This window comes from Leptolyngbya sp. AN02str, from assembly GCF_050565595.1.
Taxonomy (GTDB): Bacteria; Cyanobacteriota; Cyanobacteriia; order Elainellales; family Elainellaceae; genus Kaiparowitsia.
In genome coordinates this window covers 1-22523 of the sequence record NZ_JBNXVR010000058.1, presented here as the reverse complement: position 1 = coordinate 22523, position 22523 = coordinate 1, and the positions used below count along the sequence as shown (strand labels likewise).

15 protein-coding genes and 1 riboswitch are annotated in these 22523 nt (G+C 45.5%); of the genes, 6 read left to right on the top strand and 9 right to left on the bottom strand.

What is annotated here, in order from left to right; all coding sequences use genetic code 11:
• Window positions 1-81 precede the first annotated feature (81 nt).
• On the top strand, window positions 82-1263 hold the full coding sequence (locus ACQ4M4_RS26545) for a KamA family radical SAM protein (RefSeq protein WP_430687507.1): 1182 nt from the start codon (window positions 82-84) through the stop codon (window positions 1261-1263).
• A gap of 88 nt (window positions 1264-1351) precedes the next feature.
• Here ACQ4M4_RS26545 and ACQ4M4_RS26540 read toward each other — a convergent pair whose 3' ends face one another.
• The 5 genes from ACQ4M4_RS26540 to ACQ4M4_RS26520 form a co-directional block, all read right to left on the bottom strand.
• Window positions 1352-2260 (bottom strand): ATP-grasp domain-containing protein, encoded by a 909-nt coding sequence (locus ACQ4M4_RS26540; RefSeq protein ID WP_430687498.1) that lies wholly within the window; start codon window positions 2258-2260, stop codon window positions 1352-1354.
• Window positions 2261-2319: 59 nt separating this feature from the next.
• Entirely contained in the window at window positions 2320-3651 is a 1332-nt protein-coding gene (locus ACQ4M4_RS26535; RefSeq protein ID WP_430687497.1) for a hypothetical protein, read from the bottom strand.
• Between the two features lie 12 nt (window positions 3652-3663).
• The gene (locus ACQ4M4_RS26530) at window positions 3664-4707 is read right to left on the bottom strand and encodes a HAMP domain-containing protein (RefSeq protein ID WP_430687496.1); all 1044 of its coding nucleotides are present in this window, start codon (window positions 4705-4707) and stop codon (window positions 3664-3666) included.
• 35 nt (window positions 4708-4742) lie between these two features.
• Complete coding sequence (locus ACQ4M4_RS26525) at window positions 4743-6077, bottom strand: hypothetical protein (protein ID WP_430687495.1); 1335 nt, start codon at window positions 6075-6077, stop codon at window positions 4743-4745.
• A 368-nt stretch (window positions 6078-6445) separates the two neighbouring features.
• Complete coding sequence (locus ACQ4M4_RS26520; RefSeq protein WP_430687494.1) at window positions 6446-7207, bottom strand: MinD/ParA family ATP-binding protein; 762 nt, start codon at window positions 7205-7207, stop codon at window positions 6446-6448.
• Window positions 7208-7641: 434 nt separating this feature from the next.
• Here ACQ4M4_RS26520 and ACQ4M4_RS26515 point away from each other — a divergent pair, with 434 nt between their 5' ends.
• From ACQ4M4_RS26515 to fmt, 3 genes are all read left to right on the top strand, one after another.
• On the top strand, window positions 7642-8415 hold the full coding sequence (locus ACQ4M4_RS26515; protein ID WP_430687493.1) for a MinD/ParA family ATP-binding protein: 774 nt from the start codon (window positions 7642-7644) through the stop codon (window positions 8413-8415).
• A gap of 238 nt (window positions 8416-8653) precedes the next feature.
• Window positions 8654-8871: riboswitch (cyclic di-AMP (ydaO/yuaA leader) on the top strand.
• A 468-nt stretch (window positions 8872-9339) separates the two neighbouring features.
• Window positions 9340-10068, top strand: a complete 729-nt coding sequence (locus tag ACQ4M4_RS26510) for a universal stress protein (protein WP_430687492.1) — start codon at window positions 9340-9342, stop codon at window positions 10066-10068.
• A 205-nt stretch (window positions 10069-10273) separates the two neighbouring features.
• The gene (gene fmt / locus ACQ4M4_RS26505; protein ID WP_430687491.1) at window positions 10274-11269 is read left to right on the top strand and encodes a methionyl-tRNA formyltransferase; all 996 of its coding nucleotides are present in this window, start codon (window positions 10274-10276) and stop codon (window positions 11267-11269) included.
• Here the strand turns inward: fmt and ACQ4M4_RS26500 are convergent.
• Window positions 11266-11736, bottom strand: a complete 471-nt coding sequence (locus ACQ4M4_RS26500) for a tetratricopeptide repeat protein (protein ID WP_430687490.1) — start codon at window positions 11734-11736, stop codon at window positions 11266-11268. The two genes, fmt and ACQ4M4_RS26500, sit on opposite strands and share 4 nt — an antisense overlap.
• A 59-nt stretch (window positions 11737-11795) precedes the next feature.
• Window positions 11796-12158: a DUF6464 family protein gene (locus ACQ4M4_RS26495; protein ID WP_430687489.1), complete on the bottom strand. Its 363-nt coding sequence runs from the start codon at window positions 12156-12158 to the stop codon at window positions 11796-11798.
• Between the two features lie 228 nt (window positions 12159-12386).
• On the opposite strand from ACQ4M4_RS26495, the gene ACQ4M4_RS26490 reads away from it, so the two are divergent.
• A complete protein-coding gene (locus tag ACQ4M4_RS26490; protein WP_430687488.1) occupies window positions 12387-12821 on the top strand; it encodes a CU044_2847 family protein in 435 nt (144 codons plus the stop codon).
• 411 nt (window positions 12822-13232) lie between these two features.
• On the opposite strand, the gene ACQ4M4_RS26485 is transcribed toward ACQ4M4_RS26490, so the two are convergent.
• Entirely contained in the window at window positions 13233-15605 is a 2373-nt protein-coding gene (locus tag ACQ4M4_RS26485) for a hybrid sensor histidine kinase/response regulator (RefSeq protein ID WP_430687487.1), read from the bottom strand.
• Between the two features lie 8 nt (window positions 15606-15613).
• On the bottom strand, window positions 15614-21640 hold the full coding sequence (locus tag ACQ4M4_RS26480; RefSeq protein ID WP_430687486.1) for an AAA family ATPase: 6027 nt from the start codon (window positions 21638-21640) through the stop codon (window positions 15614-15616).
• 665 nt (window positions 21641-22305) lie between these two features.
• Between ACQ4M4_RS26480 and ACQ4M4_RS26475 the strand changes: the two genes are divergently transcribed.
• The coding region (locus ACQ4M4_RS26475) for a hypothetical protein (RefSeq protein WP_430687485.1) at window positions 22306-22523 on the top strand (218 nt) is incomplete at its 3' end.

The following is a 22523-nucleotide window of genomic DNA, read 5'->3' as shown; positions in this document are numbered from 1 at the left end:
TGATCATTCGCTTTTTTTGAGGAAACGTGGGTTCTTCGCTCACTTTGCCAACCATAAAGTTCCGCACGTTTATTGTCTCGTATGCACGCCAAAACTCGGCCAATTCTTTGGGCACAAGTGCCAGATTCAGACTGGAACAATTGGCAATGGCAACTCAGCCATCGTTTAAGCTCTGCTGTTGAGCTTGCTAGGTTGATAGAGCTAACCCCCGAAGAGTTGGTTGGTTTGTCGGCTTCATCTGCATTTCGGGTTGATATTACCCCCTATTTTGCGAGTCTCATTCATCCAACCGATGCCAATTGCCCCATCCGACGGCAGGTCATTCCCTTGGGGCGCGAGCTGCAAGCCTTCGACGGCATGATGGAAGATAGTTTGGCTGAAGATGCCCACTCTCCAGTGCCTGGTTTGGTGCACCGCTATCCCGATCGCGTGCTGATGTTGGTGACCACACACTGTGCGAGTTATTGCCGCTACTGTACTCGCAGCCGTATGGTGGGAGATCTAGACAAATCGTTTAACAAAGCCGATTTTGAGCAACAGTTGGCCTACCTGCGCAAAACGTCCCAAGTGCGCGATGTGCTGCTGAGTGGTGGCGATCCGCTGACTCTCTCCGATGCGGTGTTGAACTATTTACTGACCCAACTGCGCTCTATTCCTCACATTGAGATCGTTCGGATTGGCACTCGTGTTCCCATCTTTTTGCCACAACGAATTACCGATGCGCTTTGTACAATGCTGCGGCAGCATCATCCACTCTGGATCAATATTCATACTAATCATGTCAACGAAATTACTCCAGAAGTGTCCACCGCGCTGAACCAACTAGCGGACGCAGGTATTCCTCTGGGTAATCAAAGTGTGCTATTGGCTGGTATCAATGACAGCATCGAAATTCAACGTGAATTGATTCATGCGTTAGTCCGTCATCGGGTTCGTCCCTATTATTTGTATCAGTGTGATTTGGTCAAGGGAGCTGGCCATTTTCGCACGGCGATCGCCAAAGGAATTGAAATTATAGAAGGTTTGCGCGGTTATACGAGTGGGTATGCCGTGCCCACCTATGTAATTGATGCGCCGGGTGGTGGGGGCAAAATTCCGGTATCGCCACATTACATTGTGAGCTATCAAGATCGTAAGGTTGTGTTGCGCAATTACGAAGGCAAGATTTCGGTGTACACCGAACCCAGCGATAGCAATGCTGAACCCGACTCAGACGTCATATCTGCTCTGCCGCTAGAATTTACAGATTCTGCATTTAGCTAACCTGAGTTTTGGATAAGCTGAAGTGTTTGCGTGCGCGTTACGCAACCCTTAGAAAAGCCCTTAACTGAAACTAACGTTAGCTAAATTGCTACGGTACAGGGTTTGTACAAACTTTCAGTTTTAACAATGCAATAAGCGCTTGAATGTGGAGTTGATCGATCGCTTCGTCTTCCCAAATCAAGCCCGGAGCTTGATTGAGTTCGGTAAAGTATCGCTGACCATCTTGACCACGCAAAAAATCGACACCCATGACCTCTAGCCCACTTAATTGCGCAACAGTTCGCACCATTGCTTCCTCTTCAAATGAAATGGTGGTTAATTGAAAGCGACCTCCACGGGACCAGTTGGTTCGAAAATCGGTGGTGGAAGAGCGAACAATCGAAATAATGCGATCGCCAATCACGGTGCAGCGATAGTCGCGGCTGGTTTCGTCGTGTTCTCCTGTGGGAATAAAGGCCTGGATCAAATAGCGCTGATCGGGTGACTGAGTCCACAAATATTCCATGATGCTTAGGAGCGATCGCGCACTCTCGGCAACAAATACGCCTGTTCCTCCCTCTTGCTTGGGGTGCTTGATTACGTAGGGTGCAGGAATGAGTGACGTTGCTAAACGAACCTGCTCCATGGTGCGCACAGTTGTGGAATGAGGAATGGGTAACCCATGGTGCTGCATCAGCGCCATGAACTTAATCTTGTCTTCTTGCAAAAAGTAGGCATCAGGCGGATTGACCACTGGAATCTGGGCACGCACAAACTCTCGTGTGAGGTCTGCACTGAGCGTATCTCCCAAAAACAGCGCATCAAAACCTTGGGGATGAAATGGATTTCCTTTGTAGTAAATTTGCGTTTTTTCTTGCGTGTACTCAAACTGAAAATCTGCGTCATGGAGTACAACAAACTCTGAGCCATCCGCATGCAATGCCGCGTTCATTTGCTGAGATAATCCTAAAGCTATATCACTGTCTGTATCAATGTCAGTTGCATAGGCGATTCTCATACATTTATCCGTCCGTCTTGCGTTCATTCTCATCGCTTAAATACGATCTATCTTGCATCTCATAAATTTGTGCTGATGTATTGCTGAAGGGAGCGCGCTTCTATTAGCGTGGGGGCGATTGCCACGTAGCCAAACTGTCCCGAGGCAAGATTAGACGTGTGGGTGATGATGACTCCCTCCGGCTTGCCGTGCCGTGGGTACAGCACAGGCTGCAACTTTTGAACTAGGGCTGAGTAAGTATGATGAACGGTGGCAATCGCCGTTTGGCTAATAAGCGTATGGTGAGCTGCATAATCTGCTCCCAACAGATGACAAGCCAACTCGTGAACATGGGTTGCCCCTGTCCGGCGTGGATTTACCTCTAGTAAATAGAGACGACCTGCCTCATCTACTAATCCATCCAAGTCGAAATGTCCCACATAACCCATTGCTTGCAGGGCTTTGGCCAAGTGCAACCCCTGGGTGACTAGCCGGTTGTACCATGGCTGCTCTGCCAAGTCTGGACTCATCAACACGCCTGCAAACTGGCCATGACAAAACAATTGATTGCTAACGTAGGTGAGATATGGCAGGCCCACGGTTGGTGCTGGAACAAAGAACTCGGCAGATGGAAAAAGATGCTGTGGCGAATCGATGTAGGCCTCAATAACCAACGATGTGTGATTGAGTAAGGGTTGGCTTTGTAAAAGGGTGAGGATGTCGGCGGGCGATCGCACCGCTCCAGGCTGAAATACTAACTGCCCCCACCCCAAAACCCCCTCATTGGTTTTGACAATACAAGCACGCGCTCGCTGCAGAAACCAGGACACAATTTCGGCGGTTTGATGGATACTGACTGCCCCAAACCCAAGTGGCATATGCTCTGCACCCTCAGGCAAACATTGAGCGAGCAGAGACCGAAATCCCAACTTGGTATCCAAAGCGTCCCGTAGCCAGCGATTGCCTAAATCTGGACTTTCGGGTAAGTAAACGGTTAACCCTGCTGCTTGCAGCCTATTGACGAGTTCGTAAAAAGTAGCGGTATTCGCATATGGAATGAGCTGGATGGCTCTAGACTCACCCGCGTAGGAAACAATGGTTTGCAATAGCTCAGGCGTGTCGAGAATATCTCGGCAAAGAGACGGGGTGGCTGTAGAGGGATAGCAGTACTGTGTGTGCCCATAGCCCCAACGTTGGTTGACCTCTGCCAGGTGATGCAGGGGTAAACTGCCAATCACCAGCTTGGCTGACCTCAGCCAAAACAGGGCGCGATCGCTCGATGTGTGAACCTGAAAGATGGACTGGGCCTGAATCGTACGATCGAGCAGTGGATCAAAAAAGCTGGTGTAGGCCTCGGCCGTATTGCACACAACGACGATTGGAGTATCGTTTGCCCACGTAGGATTCAACATAAAAAAGCGCGATTAGGCTGGTTCTGACTTATTGCGCTGGCGCAGCTGCCGCGCTTTGGATTGCAAATCTTGGAAAAAGTCGGAATCGACAATTTCGCTCACCTGCTTTTTGCGCTTGGTTTCATCAATTTCAATTTTCAATTCGGCAACCTGCTGTTTGAGTTGATCTTCTCGACCTTTAACCTTGGTCACCATCTTGTCAAACACAGCCGCCAACATGCTAATTTCATCCGGCAGTTTGGCCCCTTCAAAGGAGGAAAAGTCCTGTTCATAGCGACCTTCTCCCACCTGTTCTGCTGCAATCTTGAGACGATTTAAGTTCTTTGTAAACAGATCGGAGAAGAAATACACTAAGCCAAATAGAGAAATGTATGCCAAGCCAAATGAAACCAGAACGCGATCGCGAATGGCTTTTTGAACTTGAGCAACATACGCGGCTTCCAAATCCAAGCCAAGAATTGCAACAACATCGCCATCCTCATCTCGAAGCGGCGCATAGGCCGAAAGCCAATTCCCAAACTGATCGCTGTAAATTTCCTCATCAATTTCGCTGATGCCAGTCGTGGCAATTCGAAGGGATTGCGGGCAAGGACAGGGCGACGTTTCTAGGAAACCTGCTGCTTTGGAGCGCTGTGCTGCATCTGCGGTTGACCACAAATCCACGATGTACACTAACTCTTTGCCATCGGGATTGTCGGCTGTTTTGGCGGTATCGCGAACTAGATAGCTATACAGCCACGCCCTCGGTTCAATGCTGTGAACGAGCTGAAACCAGGCAATTTGTTTTTGATAACGTGGATCATCAGAAAACCCGTCGGCATTGGGTTTCCCGGTTTCATACAATTCCAGCAAATTCTCGACATCCACACCCTCGACGGCACCTTCGAGGGTATCTTCCATGTCGCTACGCAGCCGCGAAAGTGTTTTTTCGGTGGCAAATTGGTAGAACCAGTAAAAGGCGATCGCAAATGCACCTGAAAAGATGAGGGAAAATGCGATGAGTAGTTTCCACCTTAAGCTAAGAAATCGGCTTGAATTGGCCTTGCCTGTCGTCATATCAACTCACTTATCCCAAACAAATCTTCAAATCTTCAAAGGTCGAGAGTATCCAATACGCTTTTTCCGCGTCGCCGCCGCTTGAGCCGCCAGTTCAGCAGACTTGCTTCGTATACACTGCGCATTCGCAATGCGGCCCACAGTGCAATCAGTCCAGCCAAAAAGGCGATCGCTAAATAAACAGTATGGGGTTGAACGGACAGATGCGTGCTCGTTAGCACAATGCAACCCAACAAAATGGCTGCCAGAATACTTCCGGCTGAATTGAGATAACTATCCATAAAAATAGAGACTCGACCCCGCCGTTCTTCGGGTACAAGCCCTTGAAGCGATTTATAAGCCGTTTCGGAAACGCTGAATAAAGGAAGTTTGTGGGTGAAAATGCCACTGATAGCCCCCATTAAATTGGGTAAACCAATCATACATACTGTTCCCATCAACGAAAACACAGGAGAAATAACGAAGGTGTTTTTCAACCCAATTCCTGTAATTAATCGCTGAGTGAGGAAACTTTGAATGGCCATATATCCCAAAATGCGAGCCAACACAATCAAACTATAGAAGGTTTGGTAGGTACCGCTTTCAGCGAATGCAGACTCGGTAATTCGAAAAAAATGAAACTCTAGAATGGTGTCGCATATCCACACACAAAAGAGCGAAATAGACAGAAACCGAAAGGCAGGAACTTCTCGAATAAATCCCCAACCTTCGGTGAGTGTTTCTTGCATCGTCTCAGTTTTGTGGTGAACTGCACGCAGTTGGTTCCGTTTCAATCCTACGCTTGTGGCAACCACAATGAGCAGATAGATCAAAATATTGAACATGAGCAGCTCTTCAGGCCGCGTATTGAGCGACACAAAAAGCAGCGGAGCCAATGCCGCACAGCCAATTCCGACCAAATTGCCCACCAATTCCCAGTTGGCGATGAAGGGGAATAGGCGCTGGGTTTGGGCAACTTCGAACATATCGCTGGCGACTAACCACAGCACCAGCGGTAAGAAAAATGCCTGTTGTTGAGAAAGCAAGTAAAAGATGGCGTAGGTTAACCCACTGGGCGCGCCAAAAATGACCAGCAGCCGCAACAAGACGTAGGCGATCGCCAAGCCAATGCTGACTCCCTTGAGCAGGGTGATGCGATCAAACCGATCGATGAGGAGAGATTGCAGTCCGGTTGTCAGAATTAGAATTGCGCCGTCAATGATCCAAACAATCAGAATTTGTGAAACCCCAACGTCATTGATGAAGTTGCTGATGGAGGAAATCTCAGAAACTTTTTGGGCGATCGCATTACTTAAAAAAATTAAGCTGAGGGTGATAACCCCCATGGTTTCGTTTTCACGTAGGCCAAATATGCGGCTAAGAAACGACATAGGGTGATCGCGCAATAGGTTGAGTTGGGGAACACGAGAGCCAAGTAATGTCTACTCAGGCATTTTGCAAGATTCAGGAAAACAGCACCCACTTCATGGTTTCCTGATGTTAGTGCTCGGCTTGGCAGAGGGCTTTACACAAACGTCAACAATGGCTGGAGACAGGACTTTGGTCACCCTTCAAGGTTTCCCAAAACCAGAGAGGGGCTCACACATTTACCCCATCTTTGCAGGCATTTGCCGCTCCAGTTGCTCTGTGATTTCAGCCTGGCTAAGCAAATGGACTGAGAAATCAGCGAATGTCCTTGCGCCATATGAAGCACTCGCGCTTGAGGCACTGACAAACCTGAGCGGGTAGGAGCGATCGCTCAAGACATGACTCGATCCGCAATGGCTTCAAATACCTTGGTGAACTCGTGGTCTGGATATCTCAATGCATAGACTCCGCTGCTCGCCAAAATCATCATTTCATCAGAATGGGGGAGCACTCCGGCAACTTGCGCTGAATATATATCTTCCACCTTTTCCTTGAGCTGATTAAAATCAAAAATGGTAGGAGCTTTATTCACAATCATAAAAAGCTCTGGAACTTCTAGCTTTCTGGCAACATCTACCGTCACGGCGGTTCCCTGATAGTCTTGCTGATCAGGCCTTAAGACTAATAACAACACGTCCGAAATTGTGATGGAAAGCAATGTTTCCTCATTCAATCCGGGATGAGTATCAATAAATAAATAATCTAGATCAAGCTTATCAATGAGATCTTGAAAGCCGTCATTCAATAAATTTACATCGTAACCTTCTCGCAAAATACGGGCGATGTCACTAGCTTTTACACTGGAAGGGACAAGGTAAATGGCGCTTCGAGATGTCCCTTTTCCTTGTAATACTGAAGAAACATCGTAGGCGGTTTCTTCGATGGGCAATCGCCCCCAAAGGTAGTCATTGAGCGATCGCTCTAGAGAGCTTTCGTCATACCCAAATAGAACGTGAACCCCTGGAGACTGAATATCTGTGTCCACAATGCACACTCGGTTGCCTCGGCTCGCTACAATCGCTGCAATATTTGAGGTCGAGTTTGATTTGCCAGTTCCGCCTCGATAAGAGTGAATAGAAACTATCTTGGGCATAATATAAGTGAAACCTTATATAAGTGAAACCTTAACACCACAGAGTAAACTGAACCCACCTTCACATGCCTAGACTAAGCTATAAAGCTTCATCGTTATTTAAAATCTTTACTATAAAGAACATCCCTCTTGATGTTTTGTTAGCTTGACTTAAGCATTGATATATAATCAAACCCATTGACGAGACGGATTGTGTTTGGAGTCAATCTTTAATCTTGAAAGACTCGACAAAATTCGAATGGTGAGCTATTACAAGTAGGACAATATACCGAGACTGAGTTGCCAAAATTTATTACCTTGTCTTAAATATGGATGTATCTTTGCTGACTTAAACCTGCTGACAGCTTTACCGAAATACGTCATCAGCTCCTCTTGCTAGCTTAGTAAACTTGCTCTTTACATCATCCTCATTCCCCCTTTTGTTTCTATAAAGCATGGCTAAAGTTCTTTCGTTTCATGCAGCTCAGCATGGGGTGGGCAAGTCTCATATCGTTGCGAACTTGGCTGTGATTCTTGCAAAATACGAAAAACGAGTTGGCATTTTAGATGCTAGTGCGGCCTGGTCAGATTTTCACCCTTTGTTTAGGGTGGAGCAGTCGGTGCTTGATCCGTTATTGAACTACTATTTGTGGATCGCTGAACAGCCAAATTCAGACTCCTTTCAAGCCGTTTCATCTTGCCCTCAAGGTCGCAATGTTATTTTGATTGGGAGCGGCGTTGAAATTATTCCAGCCAAGGCTTCTCTCAAAGATCTAGAGTCGTTGTTATTGACGGGGTATAGTGTTACCGCGTTATCTCAACGTTTTGAGGTACTGGTAGAGCGATTGGCCCTGGACTATCTGTTGCTCGATGCACCTGTTGGCTTTGGCCATCTTGCCTTATTTTTAATGACGCTGTCGGATAAATTAGGCCTTGTTGCTACGTTAAAGCCACAAGATTTTGAATGGTTAGCTGTCATGTTAGAGGTGGCTCAACGGTTAGCTATTCCGCAACATTTTTTGGTCATGAATCAAGTGTTGAATGAGTATGTTCAAGCTTCTGTTCAAACTCAAATTGAGTCTGTATTTCAATCACCCGTGTTGGGAATGTTGCCGTTAGCATCAGAAATTATGGAAATGGGAAGTTGCGATCTCTTCTGTTTGCGATACCCGAATCACCCTATTACTCAAACGATGGAGGCGATCGCCCATTGTTTAATCGAAGATTAAATGTATCGCCCACAAGACCTATTGGTCAGGATCTATTGGTCAGGAGAAGTTAAATTAAATAACTCCTCGACAAAGTTAAATAAAAGTTAAAGATTGCCAATCTCATAAAGCATCGAATTTTGTTTCAATCTATTGCTAAATATATTGATTCGTTGACGATTAAATACCTGAATGTTAGCTTAAGTATTGTACTGAATCTGTATTGGTCGGCCTAATTTGGGGAATATCATTTAGTTAGGAGTCATTGTAGCCTTTTCACAATAAGGCTTTCCCCCAAAACGGAGGAACCACTTTATTGGGGCGTATCTCCCCTAAGGAAGACGCAAAACCTTGCTCCAAAGCGCTTGAATAGAGACGCTGTTCTTAAGGTTTTCTTTATTTTTCCTTGAGTTGGGAGAGGGGTACCTCTCGGCCCTAGCCCGTCAGCTAACTCCGTCGGCATTGAGAGGAGATTGAAGGAAAGAATTTTTTTGACTTGACTTCAAAATCCTCAGGTTGGTTGAGAATGACGCTGTTTCATTCTTGAGCCTGCTCTTCCAAGAGTAAACGCCCTGCGTCGTGCACTAGACTGCCGACCTGTTTCTATCGCGTTTTATGGAGTTGCAAATGGTCCTGAGTCGATGTCTCATTGGGCAGGAAAACTGTCTCTCGCTGTTGTATCAATTTTTAATTGTTAAATTTCGCGATGAAGCGCCTGTTCACAATTGGGCGATCGCTTGTGTTTCCAGCGTTGATGGGGAGTCATGCTGACCAAAATCATTGCCTCCAATCTGTGCGATTAGCCAGTGTTTGATCACATTGCTATAGATGGCAATGTTTGGCGTGATTGTGCGATGAGTTGTGTCTACAGGCTAACTCCAAATTTTATTGCAATCTTCCTAGCTACAGGCTTATTTAGAGGAAAGGGCTGTGAAAATTAAGTCCATGCTTGCACGTTTACAGAATGGGTTGGGAGATTCCAACTTGATGGACCACATGCTGTTGTCTTCGGGGCCAGCGTCTTTAGAAACAGCAGAAATCCAGTCTAATGACGTCATCAACCTGCTGATTGGTTATAAAGGTTCTCCTAATAGCCAAGTTGCATTGGATTTAATGTTGTGGATTGCCCATCAAACCCGCTTGGCTACGCAAAAACAGGTGATGGTGCATGTGCTGTATGTCGTGGATCAACCCCTTCAGCAAAAAACGAGAAGACGCTCTACAAACCGACACTTTTCCAAAAAGCACGCCAATAAAAAAGAAACCCTTGCTTTGTCTCAATCGGTTGGTAGTCTACGTTCTGCCCAAACAACCGTGGCAACACCGTTAAGACGAAAAGAAACGCTCCGTGCTCCGTTGCCCCATTTGTCTCACTTGTCGGACTGCTTGACGGGCTGCCAGGCAGAGCTTGACCTTGTGCCAAAAACGCCGCTTGATCAAGCAGATTACATTTTGTGGCAAGCTCGATGCTTAGCAGAAGAGTGGCGTGGTTCTTTGGAGGCACATCTGCGGTTTGGCAGCTTAGCGGAAAGCCTAAAGACTGTGGCTAAGGAAATGAAGATTGATCTACTACTACTTGGCTGTAGCTCTCTTGACCATCCACAGTTAGCGGAGTTAGCCGATGATTTTCCTTGCCCAATTCTAGGAATTCCATCTCAGTTGGAAGAAGGGTAATCGCCTGCATGGATTGAGCGACTGTGTTAAGTGACTCGCAAAACCAGGCATTGTTGGAAGGTGGGTGCTGAGATTGTCAACATGGAATGGCTGTGCCGTGGCATAAACCACGGCCGATTGTGAATGCCGTTGCCCGGTTACAGACCGACGTTACCCCTTAAACTTGTAGGTGGTTGTCTTTGGGTCTGTAGGTTTATTGCCAGCTATGAAGCTTGTTTTTTTCGGCACCCCGCAGTTTGCAGTTCCCAGTTTGGAAGCGCTCATTCGGCACCCTGAGTTTGAGGTGGTGGCTGTGGTGACGCAGCCTGACAAGCGTCGTGGACGGGGTAGTGCGCTGAGTCCGTCTCCTGTTAAGGAAATGGCAAGCCAGCATGCGATCGCGGTATGGCAACCGCGCAGCGTGAAAAAGCATGCCGAAACGTTGGATTTGCTGCACGCTAGCAAAGCCGATGTCTTTGTGGTGGTGGCCTATGGGCAGATTTTGTCTCAAGAAATATTGGATATGCCTCGCTTGGGCTGTGTGAATGCCCACGGCTCGCTGCTGCCATACTACCGGGGAGCGGCTCCAATTCAGTGGAGTTTGTACCATGGGGAGCAAGAAACAGGCATCACAACCATGTTGATGGACGCAGGCATGGATACTGGAGCCATGCTGCTAAAATCGACAACCAAGATTGGCCTGCTGGATAATGCTGTGGATTTGGCCAAAACTCTGGCCCAGCAGTCTGCCAATTTGTTGGTAGATACGTTGAAGGGTTTGGAGTTGGGCACGATTGAGCCAATTCCCCAAGATGAGGCGACGGCAACCTATGCTCCCCTCATTCGCAAGGACAACTATCGCCTGGATTGGTCATGGGGGGCGATCGCACTTCACAACAAAGTGCGCGGCTTCTATCCCAATGCGGTGACGACCTTTCATGACAATCCAACCAAAATTTTGGCGACTGTACCATTGACACCATCAGTGCTGCCCCAATTGTCCCAGGACTTGCAGGCCCTGGCTCCGGAGTGGATGCCATTGCTGAACAAGGCTGCCCAACCCGGCACGATCGTTGGCATATTGAAAGAACAGGGAGCGATCGCCCAAACAGGAGATGGATTGCTTTTGTTAAAAGAAGTACAGCCCGCTGGAAAACGCGCTCAGTCAGGATGGGACTTTGTGAATGGGAGCCGCCTGTCCCTTGGAGAAGCGATGGCCTAGGAGAGCTGAGCTGTACATTCCAAAATGAGCCGTTGATTCACAGTCGCATAGGGCTGAATTTCCAATGCTTTGCGAAATGCCTGAATTGCTGCAACGTATTCGTTGAGTGCGGCATGACAAAGCCCTTTGCCATGTAAGGCCCCAAAGTGGATGGGGTTAAGTTCAAGGGCAATTTCGCAGTCTTCTAACGATTCGCGATAGCGGTTTTGCAAAAAGTAGAGCACGGCTCGTCGATTCCAGGCTTCGGCAAAATCGGGCTGGGTTGCAATCACTTCAGATAGTAAAGTCTCAGCCTCTTGAAATGCGCCAGACTCCATCAAAACTTGACCACGTTCTAGAAGCTCCAGCCCATAGATGCCCTTTTGCATAAACCACATGCGCCATAGTTCTGCCGTGGCGCGATCGCGCACGGTCTCATCTGGCTTTTTCAGATCTTCTAACAGTGAGTGAATTGTAGCGTCATCCATACAAGCCTCCCATGTTTGATAACTTGCATGTCTGGATTGTGAACATCTCTCTACTATTCTTACTGCTTTTTGTAGTGGCGGCAATCACGGCACGGGCCAACAGGGTTCACCCCACAGCGCAAAATTTCGGAGTGAGCATTGTACAAGCACGTTGCATCCCCAACTACCCATTTCTCGCCCCAAAGGGTGCGCTCCTCAGAGTGGTGTACCTGCTGCACATAAAGGGCAATCTTTTCAAGCTGATACTTGCCAGCCTTGAGTTGGTAGCGGTGACGGCGCTCTAATACTGTATAGGTCTCCCCCTTAAGGTCGAAGTAGGTGCCAGGCTGAGTACTCCCATCCAGCATGACATATCCCAACGATTGTCGTGGGCTATTGAGAATGACCTCGGTGGGGAGAGACTGCTCCTTATTGGGTTGCATGAAGTCTCTATTCTTTTAGTTTTAAGGATGGTATCGTACCCAGTTCACAGATGTCAGGCTGATGTGTTCATCTTTGCAGCTAACGTGAATTTCGGGAAGGGTTAGCTAATTAAAAGTCCCTTCCGTGTTTTTACGGGTGAGGGGTATGCATCCATACAAGTTGTGGGTTTTGCTGGCCTATGCTAAATGGGCAAACGACATTTGAGGCATGTCAGTAGGTATCTGGTTATGAGCAAACTTCAGCCTATCCAAATTGATGAACACACGGTTATTTATATTGAGGCAGAAGAGGGAATCGATACCTCTGGAATTTCTGCTGGTAATGGATACAATAATGGCTACGAAAATGGGAACGGCTATGGAGCGGTAGAAGGTGAACAGAGCCGTACTTCGAAAGGGATCGTTACGCGATCGCCCCAGACTGATGTGATGACTGCCCGAGTGCAAACTTTAGAAAATACGATTCGTTACTACACAACCTATATGTTGAATGGGTTTAAGAAGATTGCGATCGCTGAAGTTAAAAAAGTCACATTAGAATTTGGGGTCAATATGAGCGGCGTGAGCGGTATTCCCTACATCGCATCGGGAACGGCTGGCTGCAATGTTCGGGTTCAGGTTGAGTGCAGTTTTGACAATCAAGACAAACCAAAGCCTCAGTAGTTTGACCTTAGTAATTTGACGTTGTATCTCCTTTTATAACTGTCGCTAGTGTAGTTGAAACAGTTTTAAGGATGGCTTTGCTATCCTTAAAACTGTTTCAAGCAGGCCGTTGGAGCAGGAGCAATGTCTATCGCAGTAGTTTGGCAAGTTTAGCGGCGGACGTTGCGTGTCATATATGATGAGAAGATGTGATAACAAGAAAACTTCACCCAAGTCTCGTGAAGCCCAGTATTAGATCTCCTCTACAAATCGTTGTGCGGCAGAGCCAGGAAACGATTTATGCTTCCAAAAAGCCATTTGTGCAGGGGGCGATTCATATGGCAACTTGCGTGATTTGATTCTGCTTTGTCATCTCGCCAATTGACCAATGGTTCAACCAAAGTTTAGAGCTAAAACGACTCGCTTAGACGACTAGATTCCTGTGTGGGCTGGCTCTTGAATTACCGAATGAATCGTTTGCAGTAAATCTTGAATCGTGTACGGTTTTGCAAGATAGCTCTTGATGCCCCTTGGTTCTTTTAATTTATCACTAGGCATAAAACCACTGACGGCGATCGCCTTTAAATCTGGATGAATTTTGCACAGATGTTGAATTGTTGTGATGCCATCCATGGATGGCATCATCATATCAACCAGCGCAACAGAAACTTTGTCCCGATATTGACTTACAATCGAAATCGCTTCTGCTCCACTGTTTGCAGTTAGCACTCGATAGTTGTAGGTTTCTAATGAGATTTTAGTCATCACTAGAATTTCGACTTCATCATCGACGACTAATATCCACTCCGCATTACCTTTCGATGAACCTGTTGATTCCTTCGGTTGAGTCGCTAAACCTTCGATCGCGGGTAAAAAGACTTTAAATTCTGTTCCAACTCCAACCTCGCTAGAAACATCAATAAAGCCCACATGGCTTTTAACAATACCTCTGACTGTAGATAGGCCCAACCCTGTCCCTTTACCAATCTCTTTCGTTGTAAAAAAGGGTTCAAAAATTCTGTCAATAATATCATCCGTCATTCCTACTCCTGTGTCCTTAATCGTGAGACACAGATAGGAATTGACCGATGCATCGAGATTTAGGCGAGCATAGGATTCATCAACAAATAGCTTTTCGGCTGCAATGGTAAGAATGCCGCCATCTGGCATGGCATCCCGCGCATTAACAACCAAGTTCATAATCATTTGATGCAGGTGAGTCGCATCGCCAGAAACAGGCCACAGATCTGGCTCTAAATTGATCTGGAGTGCGATCGATTTTGGGAACGTCTTTGCGGCGATTTGCTCAACTTCGTAAATTAAGTCTTTCATTTGTATGATGGTGGGTTTGCTCTCCACGCCTCGTGCAAATTGCAGAACCTGCTTTACTAGCGCTGCGCCGCGTTTTGTGTTGGTCTCAATCACTTTAAATAGCTGCTGACTGCGCTCATCAGCATTCGGAAACTTCATTTGTAGAAGTTGGGCTGTGCTCAGCAGCGGCGTCAAAATATTGTTCAGATCATGGGCAATTCCTCCTGCAAGGGTGCCCAGGCTTTCCAGCCGCTGCGCTCGCAAAAACTGGCTTTCGAGCTGTTTCTTTTCAGTGATGTCAGTATTCACCACAAGGATTGATTTTGGCTGTCCTTGAGCATCGCGCATTAATGTCCATCGGCTGGCAACAATGAGTTCTTTTCCTTGCTTATTAACTTGACGGAGTTCGCCTTGCCACATTCCGTGCTTAACTAAATTTTTGTGAATGATTCCTAGTTGATCGAGCACTTCCAACCGATACAACAGTCGATTAGAGTCTTGATCCATCACTTCTTCAATACACCATCCATACAGCTGTTCTGCTCCTTTGTTCCAATACTGAATTTTGTGATCCATTCCCAGAACTAAAATGGCGTCGGTTGTGATGTTGAGCAATGCTGCCTGTTCACGGATTTTATCTTCGGCTTGTTTGTGTTGCGTTAGGTCAAGCACAAAACTCACGATCGCTTCCTGAGATTCGTCGAGCAATGCTCCGCCAATCATGACTGGGATGCGGCTACCGTCTTGGCGAATATATTCTTTCTCAAATGAACTAAAGGCCCCTGTTTGGAGTAATTCCGCGATCGCTGCTTGGTTTAGGGATGTATATTCTGGTGCTGTGATCGTTTGCCAGTTAACTTGGCCTGCCTCTAAATTAATGCGATCGTATCCAATGATTTGCAGAAAAGCATCATTTGCGTCTGTAATGACGCCATCTATTTTGCTGAATACAACTCCGATAACATTTGATTCAATTAAATGTCGAAAACGTGCTTCGCTTTGTATCAAAGCTTTGAAGGCATGTTCGCGTTCTGCTTCAACCTGCTGTCGATGGTGAACTTCTTTTTCTAAACGTTCATTTTGCTCGATTAATCGCTGAGTGAGGTTTTGCAGCCGAACATGGGTATTGACCCGGGCTAAAACCTCCTCATGGTTGAGGGGTTTTGTCACATAATCAACTGCGCCAAGGTTTAAACCTCGCACTTTATCGGCATTGTCGTTTACAGCCGTCAGAAAAATTACCGGAATATCTTGTGTGCTTGCATGTGCTTTGAGGCGACGGCATGTTTCAAACCCATCAATACCCGGCATGAGAACATCAAGCAAAATCAAATCGGGAGGTGCATATCTTGCAAGGGCGATCGCTCTTTCCCCATCTTCGGCAATCACAACCTTAAATCCATCCGCTTCCAGCAAATCGAGTAATAACTCTAGATTTGTGGGGGTATCGTCCACGATCAAAATCACGCCTTTTTTAGCTACATCTCCATTCATAAACGCCTCTAAAGTTGATTCAAAAAATCTAAAATCTGTCGTCCCTTGAACTCTTTAGCCAGCTGTCTCAAGTAAGCTGCAAAAGGCTGCAACTGCTGATCAGCTTCTGCTAACTGGGTGGCTTGTTTTGTAATTGCTCGCAGATCCCCTCGCATTGCTAAATCGATCAAAATGGTGATGTCTTCTTTCGGTGGCACGACGAAGCTAAGCGTCGTTGAGGCAAAACTTGGCATCTTGGTTTCGGACTGGCTCCGGTTGGAATTTACGTCTGTCCCCTGTGCACCGTCGTATATCCAATCTAGGGTTAAGTGTTCTTGTAGCTTGTGCAGTAAATCATCTTCTTGAATAGGTTTTGCCAAAAAATCGTTGCAGCCCACCCTGAGGCTTTGTTGTCGATCAAACTCAAAGACACTAGCCGAAACTGCAATAATCACAACGTTTTTGAGCGATGGCATGGCTCGGAGGCGACGAGTTGCTTCAAATCCATCCAAATTAGGCATAACTAAATCAATCAAAATTGCATCTGGCTGAAAGGTTTGTGCTTTGTGCAACCCATCCTCGCCATCTACCGCATCCATCACATCAAATCCAAGGGGTTCTAGAAAATTCACCAAAATCGCGCGATTGGTTGGCTTGTCATCAACGACTAAAATCTTGCGTTTGTGCCCTTGGAAGCCAGTAATGGTGCCCTGTAAAACTCGCTCATCATCGAGTGTTCCTTCAGTAGCCCATAAACTTAGATCAAACCAAAACTTACTGCCGACTCCAAGCTCACTGCTAACGTGCAAGGTTCCGCCCATTTTTTCAATAAGTTGCCGACTGATGGCCAAGCCTAAACCCGTTCCTTCGGTTTTCTGCCGGTTTTCGCCTACTTGTTGAAACGGTTGAAAAATCTCGTCCAGGTGATCGGCCGCAATGCCAATACCGGAATCTTCTACCTGAAAGCGCAGCTTTTGCTCGTGATATTCCACAGTGAAGGTGATTGTGCCCATTTCGGTAAATTTGACTGCGTTGCCTAGCAGGTTGAGCAACACTTGGCGTAGTCGCTTTTCATCAGCCCGCACAACCTTGGGTAGAGGAGAGCATGGCTTGTAGAGAAGAGAAATGCCTTTTTGTTCGGCTTTGATTTTGCAAACTGCTGTAATGCTCTGCAAAAACGCATCGAAATAGAACTCTTGTGGATACAGTTCCATTTTGTGCGCTTCGATTTTTGATAGGTCTAATACATCGTTAATGAGTGTGAGCAAATGCTCTCCACACTGGTGAATCACGGTAATACGACTTTTTTGCTGATCAGATAGGCTGCGATCTTTTTGACAGATTTGGGCATATCCCAAAATGCCGTTGAGTGGGGTACGGAGTTCATGGCTCATATTTGCCAAAAATTTGCTTTTGGCCTGGTTCGCAGCTTGTGCTAACTCCTCTGCTCTTTGGCGATCGCGCACTTCTTGTTGAAGCTGCGCCGTGCGCTCGGCAACTTTCGCTTCTAGCGTTTTGCTATAGTCTTCTAGCTGTTCGTGCGATCGCTTGAGCTTAGTATTGGCCGCTGCTAAATCTTGATAGAGACGAGCATTTTCAATCGAAATAGCAGCCTGAGATGATAAAAGCTGCAACACTTCCACTCGCTCAGATGTGAATACATCAGTCGTCAAGTTGTTCTCCAAATAGAGAATGCCAATGAACTGGCCCTGATGAACAATTGGCGTACACAGAATAGATTTAGGCTGATATTCCAGAATGTAAGAATCGAAGGTGAATAGTCCCTCACGACTTGCATAACTCAGAACAACATTTTCTTGGGTTTGCCGAACATAGTTAATGATAGATAGCGGTAAGTTGCTGTCATCCACTATCACAGATTGTTGAACAACAATCTCATCTTGATTAACGTGCCCAATGGCCTCTATCAAAAGTTTGCCATCTTTTTCAAGAACCAGAATACCCTTTTCTGCACCAGCATTTTCGATCACGATCTCCATCAACTTCTTAAGGAGCTGGCTCAAAACGATCTCTCCCGAGAAGGCTTGTGCAGCTTTCATGACGGTGGATAGGTCTAGGTTGTGGCTAGCGTCGGCATGATTGGTTGTTCTTTGAGTAATAGTTGAGGTTGCTTTGTGTTTAGTTGTTACAGCGGTTAGGAACTGTGGGTATTTGTCTTCTAACTGCTCAAGTTTTGCTTGAGCTCCCCAGATTTGATAAGCGCAGTGAGCTTTTTGGAAATAGAGTTGAGCGATCGCTTCTTTTTCCCAAGCTAAATAAAATTTAGCGGCAAGTTCATTTGCCAAAGCTTCTTCATTCAGGTATTCGTTCTTTCTAGCAAGGGCGATCGCTTTGTCATAAGCCTCCATCGCCTCTATATTCTTACCGAAAACCCGATTTTTTTCTGCCTCTACAAGATGGTATTTGTGCAAGTAATTTGTAGGAGCATAATGTGCCCAGGTTTGTATTTTTTCCTGGTTCGCTTGTACCTTTTTAAAGATATCCCGTTGCTCAGACTGTGAAGCCTCAGCAAATACGGCTAACCGTACTAAAGAATCATAGAAGTAAAAAATGACAACCGTTAGCTGCCCTGTAGATGCACCAAACGAACTTTCAACTTGAGGAATAATTTTCAGGGCTTCTAAATAATTTTCAAACCCATAACAAAGTACAAGTTTGTGTAAATACAAATAATGAAGCGCCAGTTGGTTATTCGTTTGCTGAAGCAACGTTAACACCTTCGCTTCATCATAGACCTCCCCCTTTAACTCATATTGAGTGTGATCTTTCCCAATCAAGTTTAAGACGGATTGCCAACAAATTTTTGTATTATTCAGGGCTGTCTCTTGGCCAATTTGATGAATCGCTTCTGCATAAGTTGCAATCTCTCTTTCGAGCTGCATGAGCTGCTTGCCAGCAAAGAAGGAGTAATGGCTCCATACCATCACGGCATAGCAGGCATATTCCAAATCTCCAGTTTCCAACCCACCGGAGAAAACAGACAGAAAAAGTTCTAAGGTATCCTTGACGGGATCTTTCCAATGTTGAACGGCAGCATACACTAAGTGACGCGTCTTGGTTTCGATTTCTTTTGCATTTAATTTTGAAACTAAACGTAAAGCTAATTGACCAAACTCATAGCCCTGCTCAATATCACCAATAGCTCCACAGAGAAGAAGGCTATATACCGCATATGCAAAAGGAGATACAGGAGCATTGCCATATTGAACAGATAAATTAACCTGTTTGCACACTGTTAAAGGTATCAGTGATGGCATTGCAGAATAACAAGGAGAAAAGATGCTTGATAGGGTTCTGATAGCCGCTAATTGATAAGGATCTACCATTTCAGGGAGATCGATTAAATCTTCAATTCGCCTTCCACTCAAAATTGCTGCTGTTTGTCCCAGCGCATCTCCAATATCAGTTGGGTTTGGTGAGTCGGGAAATTCTATTCCTAACTGGTTTAAGACTTGCAATCCTATCTTTAAAGCGTCCAGAAGCTTATTCTGCCCCATATAAGCTTGAATCTGAACTTCGTATACTTTTATGCTATCCAATAGCGTTCTGGAATGGTTCTGTACGGTTTCAGCTAATCTCTGCATTTCTTGAAAGTCACTGCTTAAAAATGCAGCTTCTGCTGCTTGGCTATGCAGGGATAACATCAAGTCATATTCGGTTTTCCAATGGTCTTCTGCTAATAATCTCAAACCGGCTTGTAAATATTTGATCGCTGCTGTTGCTGCTGTTGCTGCTTTGGCCTTTTGTCCGGCTATTAAGTTGAGTTTGGCAATTTCGATTTTTTCGCCCTCATCGACAATTAAATGAGAGCCTAGATTAAGATGATCGACAATTTTAAATATTTTCTCTGATAAGGTTGCCGATGACGTGTTTTGCCAGAGTAAATAACCGATTTGCAAATGAGCCGTTTGCTTAGAACTGTCACCAATTAATGCATACGCTGCTTGTTGCACACGATCATGGAGAAACCGAAACTCCAAGTTCGTTAATTGCTGGCCTGCCAGAACTGTAGGCATCAGGGTCAACTCAGACGTGACTATTACGAAACCTTCTTCAATCGCTGACCACAGATCTCGATAGGTATCGACAGGCGATCGCTTATAGATGATTGCAAGCGTTTGCAAGTCAAAGGTGTTGCCTACACATGCAGCTAATTGCAGTACCTGTTGAGTTGAAGCTGGGAACTTTCTTAGGTTCTGAATCATTAACTCAACAACATTATCTGTAATGTCAATTGCCTCAATTTGGGCAATATTCCACTGCCAGCAAGGTTTGCTAGTAATGGCTGAAGTCTCGAACTTCACTAGGTTTTCTTGATACAGGGTCTTGAGAAATTGATTAATGAAAAAGGGATTACCTGATGTCTTACGAATGACTAATTCAGCGAGAGGCTTAACTGCAGTTGAGTCACTATGCAGTGTGTCAGCAATCAAATGACCCACGTCTACAAGGGCTAGAGACGTTAGAGTAGTTTCATGAATTGCAACAGCCTTAGCTTGCAGCGCATCTAACGCCATTATTAAGGGATGACCTGCACCAACTTCGTTATCCCGATAGGCTCCAATTAAAAATAAATAACCTATTTCGACGTCGGTCAGGATGACATCTAGCAACTTCAGCGTTACAGAATCAGCCCATTGCAAATCATCTAAAAATAAGACTAAAGGATGCTCGGATGAACAGAAAACATGGATAAATTTTTGAAAAACGAGATTAAATCGATTTTGCGCTTCAATTGGTGCTAACTCTAAAACATCTGCTTGCTTGCCTACAATGACTTCTATATCTGGAACCACATCAATGATTACTTGAGCATTGTGTCCTAAAGCCGCTAATAGCTTGGTTCGCCATTGTGTGAGTTGGGTTTCACTCTCAGCCAGAATTTGTTTAATTAGCGATTGAAATGCAGCAATAATTGCGGAATAAGGTACGTTGCGCTGAAATTGGTCAAATTTGCCAGCTATGAAGTATCCTCTTGCACCAACAATCGGTTTACGAATCTCATTGACTAGCGATGATTTACCAATGCCAGAGTACCCTTTAACTAACATGGCTTCCGTTTTGCCAGTCCTAACGCGATCGAAGGCGTTCATTAACACACTAATTTCGCGATCGCGTCCATATAGCCTTTCTGGAATCGAAAACTGACTAAATAGATCAGACTCTCCCACTTGAAAATGAGAAATTGAACCAGAGATTTGCAACATCCCTAGACAAATCTCCAAGTCTGACTTTAGCCCTAGTGCACTTTGGTAACGCTCCTCTGCTGTTTTGGCAAGAAGCTTCATGACAATATCGGATACAACTTCTGGAATGTTCGGATTTACAAGATTTGGCGGGACTGGCGTTTTAGCAATATGGCAATGAATTATTTCTAAGGCGTCTGTCGTTTGAAATGGCAACTGCCCAGTCAACATTTCGTAAAAAGTGACACCCAAAGAGTAGAAATCAGTCCGATAGTCGATCGAACGGTTCATTCTTCCTGTCTGCTCTGGCGACATATAGGAGAGCGTTCCCTCAAGATTTGAAGGATAATCAATAGTCAAATTTTGGCTTGATAAACGTGTAGAAATACCAAAATCAATGAGCCTAATTTCACTTGCATTTTCGTCAATCAAAATATTTTGAGGCTTAATACCTTTGTGGATAATGCCATGGTGATGGATTTTCACCAAAGCGGATGCCAGTTGAATCGCAATCGGTAAAAAAAATCTTGGCTCAAACCGTTGTGCTGCGATCGCACTTGCTAGTAATTCGCCATCAAAATCAGAAAAAACTATGACTGGTTTATTACTGATTTTTTTATACGCCAGAGGTTTAACAATTGCTTCGATTTCTAAACTTTTTAAAATTTGATATTCATGTTCAAGTCGAGACACCTGCTCAAATGTTGGATACTCGGCCTTTAAAGTTTTGAGGATGACGGTTTTTGGATTAGCTCTCTCTCTCGAGCAAGGTTCTGCTCGCCAAACATGCGTTACTGCCCCCTCATAAAGAAGCTCGACTAAGGTGTAACCATCGATCGTAGTACTCATCGATTTCTTAAATAAATTATCAGGAAACTAGCTAAACCTAGTTTGAGCTTGAAAAAGCATCTACAATTATCCTTAAATCATCTTTCGTTCTATCTCTAGGATAGATGACGAGTTCAAGAGCGTTGTGAAGGCAATAACACTTCATCTTCATTAACATTTGGTCGTTTCTCAAATGACGTTTGAAGAGTAGGAAAGCTTCCATAGGTCTTCCATAGGTATAGACTGCCAGCACTGAACACCAGCACTGAAATACAAACAATTGCATGAAAACATTACCCAAATGCTGTTCCATCAACCTGACCTTAGCCCAGTGGAACTTCATTGCGCCTTACCTGCCTCCGGCTAAACTTAAGGAATAGGCCTCGTAGTATTCGCCTGCAAGCTATTCTCAATACCCTTTGCATATATGTGGCATATATATGCAGCCCAGATCGCCTATGACGCTGCTACCAAGAGACTTTCTGACATAGCCTGGCTCACCTTTTTTGTGCTTCGCGACTGAATAGCACCTGGAGCGCATTCACCGTTCCTTGTGCTGGTGGTGTCTCAAGCAAGACCGCCCTGGTACGATCAACCTGTAATTCCAGAGCACAGCGGAAACTGGAGACGTTTAGGTCAAATCCAGAGTTACTGCTGGTTCAAAACAGGAGAACACGGACTGTGAGATGTTTTGCGCCTTTGCCAAGGAGCCTGAAGATGAGGCTCAACAAGAAGAAATGGCACAGGTGTGGAAAGGGAATAAAAAAAAGTTAGGTAGGGGTTTACAAGAAGGGATGGGAGTTGATATAGTGGCAAAGCGCTCGAAGAACGGCCCACATATACAGCGCCCTAAGAGCAGCCCAAGCGCTATAGATGGTGTCATGCCTTTTGTAGTAGAGAGGGA

Coding starts and splice junctions, on each gene's coding strand:
- ACQ4M4_RS26495 (WP_430687489.1), bottom strand. CDS start 12,158: ATGCAACCCAATAAGGAGCAGTCTCTCCCCACCGAGGTCATTCTCAAT.
- ACQ4M4_RS26530 (WP_430687496.1), bottom strand. CDS start 4,707: ATGACGACAGGCAAGGCCAATTCAAGCCGATTTCTTAGCTTAAGGTGG.
- ACQ4M4_RS26540 (WP_430687498.1), bottom strand. CDS start 2,260: ATGAGAATCGCCTATGCAACTGACATTGATACAGACAGTGATATAGCT.
- ACQ4M4_RS26485 (WP_430687487.1), bottom strand. CDS start 15,605: ATGAATGGAGATGTAGCTAAAAAAGGCGTGATTTTGATCGTGGACGAT.
- ACQ4M4_RS26490 (WP_430687488.1), top strand. CDS start 12,387: ATGAGCAAACTTCAGCCTATCCAAATTGATGAACACACGGTTATTTAT.
- ACQ4M4_RS26515 (WP_430687493.1), top strand. CDS start 7,642: ATGGCTAAAGTTCTTTCGTTTCATGCAGCTCAGCATGGGGTGGGCAAG.
- ACQ4M4_RS26480 (WP_430687486.1), bottom strand. CDS start 21,640: ATGAGTACTACGATCGATGGTTACACCTTAGTCGAGCTTCTTTATGAG.
- ACQ4M4_RS26510 (WP_430687492.1), top strand. CDS start 9,340: ATGCTTGCACGTTTACAGAATGGGTTGGGAGATTCCAACTTGATGGAC.
- ACQ4M4_RS26500 (WP_430687490.1), bottom strand. CDS start 11,736: ATGGATGACGCTACAATTCACTCACTGTTAGAAGATCTGAAAAAGCCA.
- fmt (WP_430687491.1), top strand. CDS start 10,274: ATGAAGCTTGTTTTTTTCGGCACCCCGCAGTTTGCAGTTCCCAGTTTG.
- ACQ4M4_RS26535 (WP_430687497.1), bottom strand. CDS start 3,651: ATGTTGAATCCTACGTGGGCAAACGATACTCCAATCGTCGTTGTGTGC.
- ACQ4M4_RS26545 (WP_430687507.1), top strand. CDS start 82: ATGCACGCCAAAACTCGGCCAATTCTTTGGGCACAAGTGCCAGATTCA.
- ACQ4M4_RS26520 (WP_430687494.1), bottom strand. CDS start 7,207: ATGCCCAAGATAGTTTCTATTCACTCTTATCGAGGCGGAACTGGCAAA.
- ACQ4M4_RS26525 (WP_430687495.1), bottom strand. CDS start 6,077: ATGTCGTTTCTTAGCCGCATATTTGGCCTACGTGAAAACGAAACCATG.